Raw genomic sequence first — 15,785 nt, 5'->3', positions numbered from 1 at the left:
GAGGGAGAACACCATGGTTGAAATGACTGGCGTACTCGCTCCCGTGATCCATGGGCGGGACGGCGCGAGCCTCTTCGACGAGAAGATCGAGCGCCGCACCCTGCGGGTGGGAATCGTCGGCCTCGGATACACCGGTCTGCCGCTCGGTCTCGGCTTCGCCACGGCCGGTCTTCCGGTGCTCGGTATGGACACCGACGCCGGGCGGGTCGGCCTGGTGGCGAGCGGGACCTCCTACCTGCCGGATGTGAGTGACGCCGAACTCGCCGCTGTGGGCGCCCGGTTGAAGGCGACCACCGAGGCCGGCGAGCTGGCCGGCTCGGACGTCCTGATCGTCTGCGTACCCACCCCGGTCACCGGTGACCAGCAGGCCAACCTGGACTACGTGCAGGCCGCGATGGACTCGGTGGCTCCGCTGCTGCGCCGCGGCACGCTGCTGATCCTGCAGTCCACGGTCCCGCCGGGCACCACGGCGGCCGCGGCCGCCGCCCTGGCCCGCGCCACCGGCCTGGAGCCGGGCGCCGACTTCCACGTGGCGATGGCCCCGGAACGGGTCGACCCCGCCAACACCAGCGGCTGGAACCTGGCCAACACCCCGAAGGTGGTGGGCGGTCTCACCGAGGAGTGCACCCGCCGCGCGGCGGCCCTGTTCGGGCTGGTCTGCGCGACGGTGGTCCCGGTGTCGCGGGTGGAGGTCGCCGAGCTCTCGAAGGTCTTCGAGAACACCTTCCGCCTGGTCAACATCAGCCTCACGCTGGAACTGTCGGACCTGTGCCGGAAGTTGGACATACCCGTCCGTGAGGTGATCGACGCCGCCGCCACCAAGCCCTACGGCTTCCTCCCGCACTACCCGGGTCCGGGCGTGGGCGGCGAGTGCATCCCGGTCGACCCGCTGTTCCTGCGGGAGGCCGCGGACCGGGCCGGCACCGAGATGAAGCTGGTGGCCGCCGCGTTCGAGCGCGTGGAGCAGCGGCCGTGGCAGGTCGTGGAACGGCTCGCGGAGCTCGTCGAGGAGCGCGGCTCGTCGCTGCGGGGCGCCAAGGTGCTGGTCGTCGGGGTCAGTTACAAGTCCGGCGTCGCCGATCTGCGTAACGCGCCCGCCCTGGACGTCATCCGGGGCCTGCGCGCCGCCGGGGCCGTCGTCTCGTACCACGATCCGCTGGTTGCGGGCCTCGTCGTCGACGGGGAGCCGGTCGCGGCGGCCGACTGGGCGGTGGTGGAGCTGGCGCAGCTGGACGCGGCGGTGATGGTCACCTCCGTGCCCGGCCTGGAGCAGGACCTGCTGTGGGGCATCCCGCCGGTCGTCCTGGACACCCACAACAAGCTCGCGGCGGCCAGCAATGTGGCGGTGCTGTGATGGCGGCCACCCTGCTCGCCGGCCGTGCGCTCCCCACCGTCACCCGGGACGCGGTCGCGGGTCGTACGGTGTCGGCCGAGGCGGCCCGGGCGGCGGTGGCGGAGCTGCTGGACGAGACGACGGACGAGGTGGACGCCGCTGCCTTCCTGACAGCCGTCGCGGTGGGCGGGGCGACCCCCGTGCTGGTGGCGTCCGCGGTGGAGGCGGTACTCGCGGTGGCCAGGCCGGTCGGCTGGACGGGCCAGGCGGTCGATGTGGTCGGCACCGGGGGTGACGGCAGCGGCTCGGTCAACATCTCCACGCTGGCCGCTCTGGTCGCGGCCTCGGCCGGGGCGACCGTGGCCAAGGCCGGTAACCGGGCGGCGACTTCGCAGTGCGGGAGCGCCGACCTGCTGGAGGCCCTGGGCATCGAACTCGACCCGGGGGAGCGCATTACGGAGCTGCTGGCCGGGCACCGGTTCGCGTTCCTCTTCGCCCCCGCGCTCCATCCGGCGCTGCGCAGGCTGGCCCCGGTCCGCCGCCGGCTCGGCTTCCGCACCCTGTTCAACCTGTCCGGCCCGCTCGCCAACCCGGTCCCGCTGACCGGCCGGCTCATCGGCACCGCGACCCGGCAGGACCAGGAGGTCCTGGCGCAGGCCGCCCTGCGGCTCGGCTACCGGCGGACCTGGGTCATCCAGGGCTTCGACGGGATGGACGAGCTGACCACGGCGGGCCCGGCGCGGGTGCTCCAGGTGGACGGCGGCGAGCTCACCGAGTTCACCGTCGACCCGTCCGGACTGCCGCTGCGGCCGGCGGGCCGCACCGAGCTGGAGGGCGGCGACACGGCACGTAACGCGGTCCTGGCCCGCCAGGTCCTCGACGGGACGGCCTCCGCCCCGCTCCTCGACACGGTGCTGCTGAACGCGGCCGCCGTGCTCCAACTGGCCGGGTCCGCGCCGGACCTGGAGTCCGCACTCGACCTCGCCCGGACCGCCGTGCGGCAGGGGGCCCCGGCCGCCCTGGCCGCCCGGCTCGCCCGCACCCCGATCACCTCGACCGCCTCGATCACCCCGGAGAGCAGCTGATGGCCACCCACCTCGACGACATTGTCGCCGCCAAACGTGCCGCCTGGAGCGGCCCGGTGGCAGCCGACGCCGCAGCCCGCGGCCGCAGGACGGCCTCCGTACCCGGCCGGCTCGCCGCGGCACTCGGCGGGTCCGAGGTCTCGGTCATCGCCGAGATCAAGCCCAAGTCCCCTTCCAAGGGACAGCTGCTGGACCCCGCACAGGCGGTTCCCACCGCCCGGAGCTACATCGCGGGAGGCGCCTCCGCCATCTCCGTGCTCGCCGACTCGCCCTACTTCGGCGGCTCGCCCGAGCTGGTCCGCACCGTCGCCGAACACCCCGACGTCACCGTCCCCGTCCTCTTCAAGGACTTCCTGGTCGACGTCCGCCAGGTGACGCTCGCCCACGACAGCGGCGCCGACGGCGTCCTGATCATCGCCCGCGCCGTCGACAACGCGCTGCTGACCGACCTGGTGCGGACCGCGCACGGTCTCGGCCTCGACGCGCTGGTGGAGACCTTCACCCAGGACGAGGTGGACCGGGCGCTGACCGCCGGCGCCCGCATCGTCGGCATCAACAACCGGGACCTGCAGACCTTCTCGGTCGATCTGGACAACTCGGCCAGGCTGCGCCGCGACATCCCGCGCGGCGTGCTGACCGTCAGCGAGAGCGGCCTCGCCGGCCGCCCCGACATCGAACGCATCGCCGCGCACGGCTTCGACGCCGCGCTGATCGGCGAGTCCCTGCTCAGCAGCAACGACCCCGCCGCCCAGCTGCGGTCCTACACCGGGGTCCCGATTCTGGAGGTGGCCTCGTGAACGGCCGATTCGGCGAGTACGGCGGACAGTTCGTCGCGGAGACCCTGGTGGGCCCGCTGCAGGAACTGGAGGAGGAGTACCAGAAGGCGCTGCTCGACCCGGAGTTCACCGCGGAGCTCGACAAGCTCCTCAAGATGTTCGTCGGCCGGCCCACGCCGATCACCGAACTGCACCGGCTCGGCGCGACGGAGAACGGCGTCAAGCTCTGGCTCAAGCGCGAGGACCTCACCCACACCGGCGCCCACAAGATCAACAACTCGGTCGGGCAGGCGCTGCTCGCCCGCCGCCTCGGCAAGAAGCAGATCATCGCCGAGACCGGCGCCGGTCAGCACGGGGTGGCCGTGGCCGCGGCCTGTGCCTACCTCGGCCTCGAAGCAACCGTGTACATGGGCCGGGTCGACGCCGAACGCCAGGCTCCCAACGTTCAGCGGATGAAGCTGCTCGGCGCTCGCGTAGAGCTGGTCGACCTGGGCACGGCGACGCTGAAGGACGCCATCAACGCCGCGATCCGCGAGTGGATCGCACGCCCCGACACCACGCACTACCTGCTCGGCTCGGTCGTCGGCCCGCACCCCTTCCCGACGATCGTGCGCAACTTCCAGTCGGTCATCGGCCGCGAGGCCCGCGCCCAGTTCCTGGAGGCGAACGACAAGCTGCCCGACGCGGTCGTGGCCTGTGTCGGCGGCGGCTCCAACGCGGCCGGGATGTTCAGCGCCTTCCTCGACGACCCGGTGCGCCTCGTCGGCGTACAGGCCGCCGGTGAGGGCAAGGGCGGTCAGGGCGGGCACGCGGCCCCGCTGCTCTACGGCGACCCCGGCGTCCTGCAGGGCACCCGCACCTACCTGCTGCAGGACGACGACGGGCAGATCCAGCTCACCCACTCCATCGCCCCCGGCCTGGACTACGCGGGCGTCGGCCCCGAGCACTCGCACTACAAGGACACCGGGAAGGTCGAGTACATCTCCGCCTCCGACAACGAGGCCCTGGACGCGTTCGTCGCCCTCAGCGCCCAGGAGGGCATCCTCCCGGCCCTGGAGTCCGCGCACGCCGTGGCCGGCGCCCTGAAGGTGGCCCGCGAGTGCGCTCCCGGCTCCACCGTCCTCGTCAACCTCTCCGGCCGCGGTGACAAGGACCTCACCTCCGCCATGGCCGCCCTGAAGCAGCGTGAGGAGACCTCCTGATGAAGCGCATCGAACAGACCTTCACCGACAACCGGACCAAGGACGAGACCACCCTGGTCGCCTACATCACCTCCGGCTACCCGCTGCTCGGCGAGACCGTCGGACTGATCTCCGCCGCGGTGGAGGCGGGCGCCGACGTCATCGAGCTCGGTGTCCCGTTCTCCGACCCGCTGGGCGACGGCCCGGTCATCCAGGCCACCGGCCAGGCCGCCCTGGACACCGGCACCACCGCCGCCGCCACCCTCGACGTGGTCGCCGAGGCGCGTGCCGCCGGGGTCGAGGCACCGATCGTGCTGATGGGGTACTGCAACCCGTTCCTGCGCTACGGCCTCACCCAGCTGTACGACGACGCGAGGTCGGCAGGCGTCGACGGGTTCGTCGTCCCCGACCTGCCGGTCAGCGAGGGCGCCGAGTGGCTGGCGCACGCCGAGGCCAACGAGCTGGGCCAGACGTTCTTCACCGCTCCCGGCAGCTCGGCCGAGCGCATCGCGGCCTCCGCCGCCGCCTCCCGCGGCTTCCTCTACGTCCTCGCCGCCAACGGCGTCACCGGGGTCCGCAAGGACCTGGACCCGGGCCTCGACGCCTATCTGGAGCGGGTGCGCGCGGCCGGCGACACCCCGATGGCCGTCGGGTTCGGCATCTCCCGCCCGGAACACGTGGCATCGCTGCACGGCAAGACGGACGGCGTCATCGTGGGCAGCGCGCTGCTCCAGGCCATCGGCGCCGCCCGGGACGCGGCCGGCCGCCGCCGGGCCGTCAGCGGGCTGGTCTCCTCCCTCAAGGCGGCCACGCGATGAGTGAGGCCACCGCCATCCCGTTCTTCAGCGGTGCCGCGTCCGCCCGCCGTGACCGGACCCGGCTGGAGGCCATGGTCCGCCAGGTCGCCGCCTCCGGCCGGTTCACCTCGGGCCCGGTCACCGCCGAACTGGAGGCCGCGATCGCCGCACGCACCGGCGCCCGGCACGCGGTGGCCGTCGCCAACGGAACCGACGCCCTCGTGATCCTCCTCCGGGCGGCGGGCATCGGCCCCGGCGACGAGGTGATCGTCCCGGCGTACACCTTCTTCGCCACCGCCTCGTCCGTCCTGCACGTGGGCGCCGATCCGGTGCTGGTGGACGTGCTGCCCGGCAGCTACGCGATGGACCCGAAGCGCGCCGAGGCCGCGATCACCGAGCGCACCAGGGCGATCATGCCGGTGCACCTGTTCTCGCAGATGGCCGACATGGAGGTGCTGAAGGACCTGGCCGACCGGCACGGGCTCCTGCTGCTGGAGGACAGCGCCGAGGGCATCGACATGCGGGCGGGCGGGGTGCACGCGGGCCTGTGGGGCAGCGGCGGGGTGCTCTCCTTCTTCCCCACCAAGACCCTGGGCTCGCTCGGCGACGCGGGCATGCTGCTCACGGACGACGACGAGATCGCCGCGAGCGCCCGGCGGCTGCGGCTGCACGGCCAGGGCACGGACGGCGCGTACGACACCGACGGTGCGTACGTCTACCAGGAGCTCGGCTACAACAGCCGCTGCGACGAACTGCACGCGGCCTTCCTGCTGCACCGCCTGGAGCGCCTCAGCGAGGAGACCGGCCGGCGCGCCGAACTGGCCGCCCGCTACGACCGGCTGCTCGCCCCGCTCGCCGGGACGGTGACCACGCCCTGGATGGCGCCCGCCAAGACGCCGAGCAACCAGGTCTATTACGTCTACCTGATCGAGTGCGACCGCCGGGACGAGCTGGCCGCCTACCTGGAGGCCCACGGCGTCGGCACCGAGGCGTACTACCCGCGCCCGCTCACCGACCAGCCGCTGCTCGCTCCGCTGCCCGGCTCCCGCCACCCCGTCCCGGTGTCCGAGGCCGCCGCGCGGCGCGCCCTGGCGCTGCCCCTCTACCCCGACCTCACCGACCAGCAGGCCGACCGCGTCGCCGCTCTGGTCCACGCCTTCTACGGAGCCGCATCGTGACCACCGTCATCCCGTACTTCGACTGGCCCGCCCGCTCGGCCGACTGGGCCGACGACCTCGTGGAGGTCTTCCAGGAGGTCGCCGAGAGCGACGAGTTCATCCTGAAGTCCCGGGTCGAGCGCCTGGAGGCGGAGATCGCCGGGCGCACCGGCGCCGCGCACGCCGTCGCCGTGGCCAGCGGCACCGGAGCGCTGACCGTGATCCTGGCCGCGCTCGGCCTCGGTGACGGGGATGAGGTCGTCACCCCCGCCTTCTCCTTCGTCTCCACCGCCTCCACCGTCGCCCTGCGCGGGGCCCGCCCCGTCTTCGCCGACGTCGAGTACGAGACGGGCCTGCTCGACCCGGCCGCCGCCGAGGCCGCCGTCACCGGACGCACCCGGGCGCTGCTGCCGGCCTACCTGTTCAGCGGCTCACCGAAGATGGGCGCGTTCGCGGAGATCGCCGCCCGGCACTCGCTGCACCTGGTCGAGGACAGCGCGATCGCGCTGGGCGCCGAGGTGGACGGCAAGCCCGCCGGCCGGCACGGGCACGCCGGGGTGTACTCCTTCTTCCCGGCGAAGCCCGCCGGTGGCATCGGCGACGCCGGGATGATCGTCACGGACGACCCCGGCCTCGCCCGTACCGCCCGGATGCTGCGCAACCACGGCCAGCCCGCCGGCAAGCGCTTCTACCACGAACTGCTCGGCTTCAACTGCCGGATGGACGAGCTGACCGCCGGCTTCCTGCTGCGCAAACTGCCGCACCTGGACCGGCTGCTGGAGCGGCGCCGCGAGATCGCCGCGATCTACGAGGAGGGGCTGCGCCCGCTCGCCCCGGCGCTGCTGCCCCCGCCGGCCGGGTTCGAGGGCCGCTCCGTCTACACGTACGTGGTGCGCGCCCAGGAGCGCGAGGAGCTGCGCGCCCAGCTGGCCGGCCAGGGCATCGAGACGGCCGTCTACTACCCGCGCCCCCTCCACCTGCAGCCCGCGTTCGCCCACCTCGGTTACGGGCCCGGCGACTTCCCCGTGGCCGAACAGCTCTCCCGCGAGGCGCTCGCACTACCCCTGCACCCGGACATGGCACCGGGAGCGGCCGAGCGCGTCGTCGCCGCCGTCAACCGCTTCTACACGGCGGGGAGGTGAGCACCGTGTCCGTACGAGACGTCCCGGGCATCACCGCGGACCGCCTGTGCGGCATCGGGGACGAGGCCGCCCCCGATCTGGCCGGACAGCTGGCCATCCACCACGAACTGGGCATGGAAGCGATCGAGTTGCGTACCGTCGACGGGCGCGGCCTGCACGAGCTGCCCGCGGGGGACGCCGCCGACCTGGCCCGGCGCACCATCGTCGCCGGTCTGCGGGTGCCGGTCGTGGACACCCCGGTGGGCTCCTGGTCCACCACCGTCGCCACCGGCATGGACGGCGAACTGGCGGCGCTGGAGCGCTCGGCCAAGGCGGCGGCCCTGCTCGGCTGCGACCGGCTGCGCGTCATGTCGTACCCCAACGACGGCCGGCCGGAGCGCGAGTGGCGCACCGAGTCGCTGCGCCGGATGCGGATGCTGACCCGCGAGGCCGAGCGGCTGGGCGTGACCCTGCTGCACGAGAACTGCCAGGGCTGGGCCGGGCAGAGCGCCGCGCACACGGTGCACATGCTGGAGGAGGTCGCGAGCCCCCGGCTGCGGCTGCTGTTCGACACGGGCAACGGGCTCGCCTACGGCTACGACTCCCTCGACTTCCTGCGGCGGGTGGCGCCGTGGGTGGAGCACGTGCACATCAAGGACGGGGTCCGCTCCGGCGGCACGGCCGAGTTCACGATGCCCGGCGAGGGCACGGCCCACGTCGCCCGGTGCGTACGGCTGCTGGAGGAGGACGGCTACCGCGGCTACTACAGCCTGGAGCCGCACATGGCCCACATCCCGCACCTCGGACTGTCGGGCGATCCGGCCGCCCTCGCCGACGGCTACCGGGAGTACGCCCGGCAGTGCGCCGGGCTGCTCGGCATCGACACCACGGACAGCCGGAAGTACTGGGAGGAGAGCCATCATGGCTGAGACGGCCCGCACCACCCGCACCGACGGCGGCCTCGCGGCCGCGGACCTGGAGTGGCTGACCGAGCTGATGGCCGTCGACTCGGTCTCGCCCCTGGAGGGCGGCCCGCTGGACGGGGCGGCCCGCGCGCAGCGGATCTTCCTGGACGGTGCCGTCGAGCGCGGCTTCCGCACCGCACTGCACGGGCCGCCCGCGCCCGAACTGCTGGAGCGCCCCGAGGTGCCGGCCACGGTACGGGAGGCGGCCGGCCGCAACCTCCCCGCGTTCCTGGCCGGTCAGCCCTCCGTGGTGGTCGCCCACGGGTCCCCGCAGCCGCAGGAGCGGCGGATGGTCGTCAACTTCCACATGGACACGGTCGGGCCGCACGTCCCGCCGCGCCTGGAGGGGCGGATCCTGCACGGCCGGGGTGCCGTCGACGACAAGGGCTCGGGCGTCGCCGCCGTGGCCGGGGTCGCCGCCGCCTTCGCGGAGGACCCGGGGCTGGCGGACCGGATCGAGGTGCAGATCGCCTCCGTGCCCGGCGAGGAGGGCGGCGCGATGGGCACGTACGGCACGCGTGCGCTGATCGACGCGGGGTACACCGGGCGCCTGATGGTGTTCGCCGAGCCGACCGGGAACACCTTCATGGACGGCTGCACCGCAGCGATGACACCGCGGATCACGGTGACGGGCCAGGACTCCACCGACGACCACCCCGCGGACGGGCACAACGCCACCGTGCTGCTGGGATTCCTCGCGGACTTCCTCGCCCGCCGGCTCGGCCCGCTCGCCCACGGCATGGGAGCCAAGCTCTGCGTCTCGGGTCTGCACACCGGCTCCGCGCACAACCGGGTCTACGGGACGGGGCAGTTGCTGCTCAACATCGCCTACCCGGCGACCGAGCAGGCCGAGCTGCTCGCCGCCTCCCTCGAAGTGCTGATCGAGGAGGCGCGTACCGAGTTCGCCCACCTGCACGCGCACGACCCGTTCAGTCGCCGCACGGTGAAGGACTGGCGCCGGATCGTCCGCCTCGACTGGCTGAAGCAGGGCCTGCCCACCCTGAACAACCGCGATGCGGAGGCCGAACTCATGCTCAACGACGCCGGGTTCTCGCGTCACGACGGTCTCGCCGACGGCTCGGCGTTCACCTGTGACGCGATCTGGGCGCCGGGCCCCGGCCGCTATGTCGTGGCCTGCGGGCCGGGCCGCCTCGATGCCAACGGGGCGCACACCGCGGACGAGTTCGTGCATCTGGACGACCTGGACACGTATGCCCTGCGCATCAAGGACCTGGTGCACGCGTTCGCCGCCCGTGCGGCCTGACCGGCCATTTCCCGCCAACTTCTCCACGAATCAAAGGACTTGCCATGACCGTCCGTGTTCCCCTCGCCGAGCTCACCGCCTTCGTCCGCAACGTCCTCACGGAGTGCGGCCTGGACAGCGAATCGGCGCGCACCGCCGCCGACGTCATCACGTACGCCGACGCCAACGGCTTCACCACCCACGGCACCAACGGGCTGGTGAACATCTACGCCCCCCGCCTGCTCGACGGCCGGATCGACGCCGGCGCGGCACCCCACGTCGTGCAGGAGACCGCCGGTGCCGCCCTGCTCGACGGGGACCGCGGTCTCGGCCTGGTCACCATGGACCTGGCCATGGACATCGCCATGGCGAAGGCGCGGCAGACCGGCATCGGCATGGTCGCCGTACGCAACAGCACGCACTTCGGCAGCGCCGGCTACTACACGCAGAAGGCGGCGGCCGCCGGTCTGATCGGTATCGCCATGACGAACTGCGGCGCCCAGGGCGTCGCCCCGCCGCTCGGCGGCACCGTGCGGATGCTCGGCACCAACCCGCTCAGCGCGGCCGTCCCGGTGACCGAGGGCGCGCCGTTCGTCCTCGACATGAGCACCACGGTGGTCGCCACCGGAAAGATCAAGGCCGCCCACCGGGAGGGCCAGGAGGTCCCGCAGGAGTGGCTGGTCCGCCACGACGGCACCCCGACCTCGGACCCGGCCGACTTCATGGCCGAGGAGGCGGACGTCGCCTGGCTCGGCGGGCCCGCCGCGACCGGTGGCGCCAAGGGCTTCGGGCTCGCCCTGCTGGTGGACCTGCTGTGCGGGCCGCTCTCCGGCGCCGCGTACGGCCCCCGGCCCGGCGTGCTGAAGGGCGAACCGGCGGGCGACGACAACGTGGGGCACACCGCGATCGTGATCGACCCGTCGGCGTTCGGCTCGGCCCGGGCGATCGCCGCCGAGAACCGCATCCTGCTCGACACGGTCGTGGGCTCCCCGGCCGCCGCGTACGCGACGCGGGGCGTCACCTACCCGGGAGCCCCCGAGGCCCTGCGGTACGCGCAGTCGCAGCGCGACGGCGTCGAGCTGCCGGGCCCGGTCGCCGAGGGCCTGGCCGCGCTCGCCGAGCAGCTGACCGTGCGGGCACCCGCCGCGCTGACCGGCCGGAGCCTCCAGCCGGTGGCCTGACCGCAGAGTCGCACGACGTCGCACGACGTCGCACGACGTCGCACAACCATCCACGAAGAACACGGAGAGGACCGGACCATCATGCGTATCGGAGTGATCGGAGTGGGCGTCATCGCCCCCTTCTTCCTGCAGGCCATCGAGGACGACCCGGAGCTCCGCCTGACCGCCGTCTGTGACCTCGACCGGTCCAAGCTCACCGGATTCGCCCCGGGGACCGTCATGTTCACGGACCACCGCGACCTCCTCGCCTCCGGCCTGGTGGACGGCGTCGTCGTCACCCTGCCCAACCACGCGCACGCCCCGGTCGTGGCCGACGTCCTGCGGGCCGGCGTCCACGTCTGCTGCGAGAAGCCGCTGACCGTCCACGCCGCGGACGCGCACCGCCTGATGCGGCTGGCCGACGAGCACGACGCGACCCTGTTCACCGCCTTCCACCGCCGCTACAACACCCATGTGCGGGAGCTGGCGGACCGGCTGCCGGAGCCCGCACTCATCTCGCACGTCACCAGCCGCTACCAGGAGAAGATCGAGGAGCACACCGGCGCCGACCGCTGGTACCAGGACCTCGACCGCTGCGGCGGCGGCTGCGTCATCGACAACGGCCCCAACGCCCTGGACGCCCTGGAGACCGTGCTCGGCCCCCTCACGCTGACCGACGCCACGATCGGGGAGGTCAGGGCCGGCGTCGAGTTCTGCGCCGAACTGGGCCTGGCCACCGCCGACGGCATCCCCGTCCAGGTGGACCTGGACTGGGCCCTGGAGACCGGTGAGCGCAAGGACATCACCGTGCACCTCAAGGACGGCCGGGAGCTGCACGCCGACATGCTGGACGGCTTCGAGGCGTTCAAGTCCTCCCTCGACCACGAGTACGCCGGCATCATGGCGGACTTCCACCGGGTGGTGCGGGACGGCCGGAGCGAGCCGGACCGGGGACCGCACATCGTCGACCTGGTCGAGGAGGCGTACGGCATCGGCCGGACCAAGGAGCAGCGGCTGCGGATGCCCGCCAAGGAGCCGGTTTCGGCCCACCTGGTGAAGCTGCTGTTCCACCGGCGTACGGACCGGGGCATGCGGCTGTCACCCTGGCAGTCGCGCTGTGTGCGGGCCGGCGACGTGCACGAGCTGGTCACCACCACCGACCTGCCCTCCGCCACCGGGGACCGCGTCGACCACGTGGGGTTCCTGGGCTTCGCCGAGTTCCCCACGGGCACGGTGATCGACCGGGGCGACGTGGTCTCGGGACCGCGCGGGCCGATCGGGCGGGTGGCCGGATTCGACGAGTGCCACGCGCCGAACCACTACAACATCCTGATCGACACCGAACGCGTCCTCACGGCCGAGGACCTGGACCTGCATACGCTGGACACCTTCACCTTCTCCGGAGGAACCCGATGACCACCGCACAGGGCACCCCCACCTTCCGCAAGGTCGCCGTGACACCCGAGGCCCGCGCACTCGTGCCCGGCGTCCAGGTGCTGACCCTGGAGGCGCAGATCCCCGCCGCCGGCCCCGCACCGGCCGACGCGGTCTGGGCCGAGGCGCACGCCGAGTGGACCGGGGCGAGCCGCGCCGAGGTGCGCGCGGCCCCGAACGTGGCGGCCTATCGGGAGTTGAGCCGCCTGCTCGGCAGCCACCCCGACAAGCGCCCGCCCTCCGTTCAGGCGCTGATCGACCGGGGACTGCGCGCCAAGCCGCTCGGCGCCTGGCCGCGGATCAACCCGGCCGTCGACGCGGTCAACGCGGTGGCGGTACGCAGCCTCGTCGCGCTCGGCCTGTTCGACCGGGACATGCTGGAGGGCGAGGTGGCGCTGCGACTGACCGACGGCACCGAGGAGTTCACCGCACTCGGCGCGGACGGCCCGGTGACCCTGGAGGCGGGCGGGCTCGTGCTCGCCGACGAGAAGCGCGTGCTGTCGCAGTTCGCCCACCGGGACGGCGTGCACCAGGCGGTGACCGAGGAGACCCGCCGGGTACTGCTGCTGGCCTGCTCGGTACCCGGCGTCGACGAGGACACCTGCCGGGACGCCCTGCTGGAGGCCGCCGCACTGCTGGGCGGCACAGCGGGGTAGCGGCACCCGGAGCCCTTCCGGGCGGGGCGGTCAAGTGGTCCGCCGCCGCCCCGGAACAGTGGACTGCCGGGCAGGTACGCGCTGTTGGTTGGCTGGACTCACGTCGCTGACCGACCCCCGTACCGAAAAGAGACCGCCCACGATGACCATGACCGCCGTCGAGCCCGCCGCAGCACCACCCCGGGCGGTCGCCGCACCCCTGCGGGTGACCGTGGCGCGGACCGCCCTGCCGCCGCACGCCCCGCTCGCCCTGGGCGCCGAGCTGCGCCGGCTGCTCGGCGAGGATCAGGTGTTCCTCTTCGAGAGCCTGGCCGGCCCCGACGAGGACTGCCGCTTCGCCGCGGTCGGCGCCGAGGCGCTGGCCCGGATCACGGTGCGGGACGGACAGGCCGTCCTGGACGGGGTGCCGGAGCTGGTGGACCGGCTGCGACCGCTCACCGACCGCGCCCGCGACGGCGTCCGGCACCTGCTGGAGGCGGTGAACGGGGCCTTCGCCGTGGAGACCGGCGTACCGCTCGACACGTACGCCTTCGGGTTCCTCGCCGTGCTCGGCTACGAGGCCGCCTGGCAACTGGAGCAGCTGCCGCCACGCGCTCCCGGCCATGACCCGGAGATCACCCTCACGCTCTTCCGGCACGTCGTCACCTACAACCTGGCGACCGGCGAGAGCCACCAACTTCACGCATACGCGCCCGAGTTCGGTGGACCCGGGGCGCTGGGCGCCGATCTCTACGCACTGGTACGCACCCTGCCGGACGAGGCCGAGGCCACCGAGCTGCCCGCTGCCCGGCCGTACGCCGTGCGACGCACCGTGCGCCGGGCGGAGTTCACCGACCGGGTGCGGCGCTGCCTGGAGCACATCAGGGCGGGCGACGTCTACCAGATCCAGATCGGCCACCGCATCGAGGTGACGACGCCGCTGCCGGCCATCGACGCCTACCGGCGGCTGCGCCGGAGCAACCCGTCGCCGTACATGTACCTGGTGCCGTGGGCGGGCCGCACCCTGGTCGGGGCCAGCCCCGAGCTCCTGCTGCGGATCGAGGGCCGGACCCTGGCGATGCGGCCCATCGCCGGCACGATCGCGCGGGCCGCCGACCCCGCCGAGGACGCCCGCCGGGTGGCCGAACTGCACACCGACGAGAAGGAACGCGCCGAGCACATCATGCTCGTCGACCTGTGCCGCAACGACGTGGCGCGGGTCTGTGTGCCGGGCACCCTCGCCGTCGAACGGATGATGGCGGTCGAGCACTTCGCCCAGGTCCACCACCTCGTCTCCACGGTCCGCGGCGAGCTGGCCGACGGCGCCGACGTGTGGTCCGCCCTGCGCGCCACGTTCCCCGCGGGCACCATGACCGGGGCGCCCAAGGTCCGCGCCATGGAGCTGATCCAGGAGATCGAGGGCCGGCCGCGCGGCGCCTACGCGGGCGCGCTGGGCCTGATCGACGTACGGGGACAGGCGGCGACCCTCGCCCTGTGCATCCGTACCGCCGTCCACGACCCCGGCACCGGGACCTACGCCCTGCAGGCGTCCGCCGGCGTCGTCGCCGACTCCACGGCCGACGGGGAGTGGCGCGAGACGCTGATCAAGATGAGCGCGGTGTACGCCGCCCTGACGGGTGAGGCGCTGAGCGCATGAGAATCCTGCTCGTCGACGCACGCGACAGCTTCGTCCACATCATCGACCACTATCTGCGGGAGCAGGGCGCCCACACGGACGTCGTCACCGCGCTCACCCACTCCCCGGCCGAGCTGGACGCCCGCCGCCCGGACGCGGTCGTGCTCGGCCCCGGCCCCGGGCACCCGGCCGACTCCGGCCACCCGGAACTCGTACGCCACTTCGCCGGCCGCGTCCCGCTGCTCGGGATCTGCCTGGGCCACCAGGCCATCGGGCTCGCCTACGGCGGCCGGATCGAGCGGGCGGCGCGCATCGTGCACGGCAAGACCAGCCGCCTCGACCACGACGGCTCCGGGGTCTTCACGGGACTCGCCGACCGCACCGAGGTCACCCGCTACCACTCACTGGCCGTCGCGGACCCGCTTCCCGACGAGCTCATGGTCACCGCACGGGCCCGCGAGGACGGCTGCGTGATGGGGCTCCGTCACCGCCGGCTGGCCGTCGAGGGCGTCCAGTTCCATCCCGAAAGCATCACCACGCAGACCGGATCCGCGTTCATCGCCAACTTCCTCGAAGGGATACAGCCATGGTCGACCACGGTCCCTGGGCGTCGATAGCCGCCCTCAACGGCTCCGAACGGCCCGACGGGCTCACGGGAAGGGTGCTGCGCATGCTCGCCGCCCAGGCCGCCGAGCACGGTGTGCACCTCGATGTCATCCCGCTCGCCGAGTACGACATCACGCCCTGCGGGCCGTGCGGCGACTGCAACGTCCGGCCGCTGCCGTGCGCCGTGAACGACGACGTCCCGGCCCTGGTGGACCGGCTGGTCCGGGCCGACGGGGTGTTGTACGCGGCGCCGGTGCACGGATTCGGGCTGGCAGGCGTCATGCAGAACTTCATCGAGCGGGCCGGGGTCGGCCACCTGCGCTTCGACCGCCCGCTCGCCAACAAGGTGGCCGGAGTGGTCGTCACCGGCCGCCGCTACAGCCACGACCGGGTCTACGGGCAGCTCATCGACAACGTCCTGCTCAACCGGATGATCGTGCCGGGCAGCGGCTTCCCCGCCTTCGTGCACGACCAGTTCGCGCCCGGCGAGGACGAGGAGGGCCTGGCCGCCGCGCGCGGGCTGATCGACCGCATGGTCGACCTGCTGCGGCTCCTGCTCCTGCCGCACGGCGGCCGCGGGGACACCGCACGGCTGCTGTCGCTGCCCCGCAACGAAAGGGCCGGGCTGCTCAGCCCCACGGGGTGAACAGCCCGGC

Annotated in this window: 15 protein-coding genes; all 15 read left to right on the top strand. The window is 73.1% G+C overall.

Annotation, left to right across the window (positions count from 1 at the left end):
- The first annotated feature begins 13 nt into the window (after nucleotides 1-13).
- The 15 genes from ACIBJG_RS13365 (at nucleotide 14) to ACIBJG_RS13295 (ending at nucleotide 15,775) form a co-directional block, all read left to right on the top strand.
- The gene (locus ACIBJG_RS13365) at nucleotides 14-1,354 is read left to right on the top strand and encodes a nucleotide sugar dehydrogenase (protein WP_399307603.1); all 1,341 of its coding nucleotides are present in this window, start codon (nucleotides 14-16) and stop codon (nucleotides 1,352-1,354) included.
- Nucleotides 1,354-2,418 carry an anthranilate phosphoribosyltransferase gene (trpD, locus tag ACIBJG_RS13360; protein ID WP_399307602.1) on the top strand — a complete coding sequence of 355 codons (1,065 nt, stop codon included), beginning with the start codon at nucleotides 1,354-1,356 and terminating at the stop codon, nucleotides 2,416-2,418. Before ACIBJG_RS13365 ends, trpD begins: the two co-directional genes overlap by 1 nt.
- On the top strand, nucleotides 2,418-3,215 hold the full coding sequence (locus tag ACIBJG_RS13355) for an indole-3-glycerol-phosphate synthase (protein ID WP_399307601.1): 798 nt from the start codon (nucleotides 2,418-2,420) through the stop codon (nucleotides 3,213-3,215). The genes trpD and ACIBJG_RS13355 overlap by 1 nt, the downstream gene beginning before the upstream one ends.
- Nucleotides 3,212-4,396 carry a tryptophan synthase subunit beta gene (gene trpB, locus ACIBJG_RS13350; RefSeq protein ID WP_399307600.1) on the top strand — a complete coding sequence of 395 codons (1,185 nt, stop codon included), beginning with the start codon at nucleotides 3,212-3,214 and terminating at the stop codon, nucleotides 4,394-4,396. The genes ACIBJG_RS13355 and trpB overlap by 4 nt, the downstream gene beginning before the upstream one ends.
- On the top strand, nucleotides 4,396-5,193 hold the full coding sequence (gene trpA / locus ACIBJG_RS13345; RefSeq protein WP_399307599.1) for a tryptophan synthase subunit alpha: 798 nt from the start codon (nucleotides 4,396-4,398) through the stop codon (nucleotides 5,191-5,193). Before trpB ends, trpA begins: the two co-directional genes overlap by 1 nt.
- A complete protein-coding gene (locus ACIBJG_RS13340) occupies nucleotides 5,190-6,350 on the top strand; it encodes a DegT/DnrJ/EryC1/StrS family aminotransferase (protein WP_399307598.1) in 1,161 nt (386 codons plus the stop codon). Before trpA ends, ACIBJG_RS13340 begins: the two co-directional genes overlap by 4 nt.
- Nucleotides 6,347-7,471, top strand: coding sequence for a DegT/DnrJ/EryC1/StrS family aminotransferase (locus ACIBJG_RS13335; RefSeq protein WP_399307597.1), 1,125 nt, complete (start codon nucleotides 6,347-6,349; stop codon nucleotides 7,469-7,471). The genes ACIBJG_RS13340 and ACIBJG_RS13335 overlap by 4 nt, the downstream gene beginning before the upstream one ends.
- Nucleotides 7,472-7,476: 5 nt before the next feature.
- Nucleotides 7,477-8,379, top strand: a complete 903-nt coding sequence (locus ACIBJG_RS13330; RefSeq protein ID WP_399307596.1) for a sugar phosphate isomerase/epimerase family protein — start codon at nucleotides 7,477-7,479, stop codon at nucleotides 8,377-8,379.
- Entirely contained in the window at nucleotides 8,372-9,679 is a 1,308-nt protein-coding gene (locus ACIBJG_RS13325) for a M20/M25/M40 family metallo-hydrolase (protein ID WP_399307595.1), read from the top strand. Before ACIBJG_RS13330 ends, ACIBJG_RS13325 begins: the two co-directional genes overlap by 8 nt.
- A gap of 44 nt (nucleotides 9,680-9,723) precedes the next feature.
- Complete coding sequence (locus tag ACIBJG_RS13320; protein WP_399307594.1) at nucleotides 9,724-10,839, top strand: Ldh family oxidoreductase; 1,116 nt, start codon at nucleotides 9,724-9,726, stop codon at nucleotides 10,837-10,839.
- 81 nt (nucleotides 10,840-10,920) lie between these two features.
- A complete protein-coding gene (locus ACIBJG_RS13315; protein ID WP_399307593.1) occupies nucleotides 10,921-12,234 on the top strand; it encodes a Gfo/Idh/MocA family protein in 1,314 nt (437 codons plus the stop codon).
- Nucleotides 12,231-12,908: a phenylalanine--tRNA ligase beta subunit-related protein gene (locus tag ACIBJG_RS13310; protein ID WP_399307592.1), complete on the top strand. Its 678-nt coding sequence runs from the start codon at nucleotides 12,231-12,233 to the stop codon at nucleotides 12,906-12,908. The genes ACIBJG_RS13315 and ACIBJG_RS13310 overlap by 4 nt, the downstream gene beginning before the upstream one ends.
- A 142-nt stretch (nucleotides 12,909-13,050) precedes the next feature.
- Nucleotides 13,051-14,544 (top strand): anthranilate synthase component I family protein, encoded by a 1,494-nt coding sequence (locus ACIBJG_RS13305; RefSeq protein WP_399307591.1) that lies wholly within the window; start codon nucleotides 13,051-13,053, stop codon nucleotides 14,542-14,544.
- Nucleotides 14,541-15,140: an anthranilate synthase component II gene (locus ACIBJG_RS13300; RefSeq protein ID WP_399307590.1), complete on the top strand. Its 600-nt coding sequence runs from the start codon at nucleotides 14,541-14,543 to the stop codon at nucleotides 15,138-15,140. Before ACIBJG_RS13305 ends, ACIBJG_RS13300 begins: the two co-directional genes overlap by 4 nt.
- A complete protein-coding gene (locus tag ACIBJG_RS13295) occupies nucleotides 15,110-15,775 on the top strand; it encodes a flavodoxin family protein (RefSeq protein WP_399307589.1) in 666 nt (221 codons plus the stop codon). Before ACIBJG_RS13300 ends, ACIBJG_RS13295 begins: the two co-directional genes overlap by 31 nt.
- The last annotated feature ends 10 nt before the right edge of the window (nucleotides 15,776-15,785 follow it).

Origin of the sequence: Streptomyces sp. NPDC050422 (genome assembly GCF_044458665.1) — a bacterium.
Taxonomy (GTDB): domain Bacteria; phylum Actinomycetota; class Actinomycetes; order Streptomycetales; family Streptomycetaceae; genus Streptomyces.
This window is presented reverse-complemented; position numbering and strand designations above follow the sequence as displayed.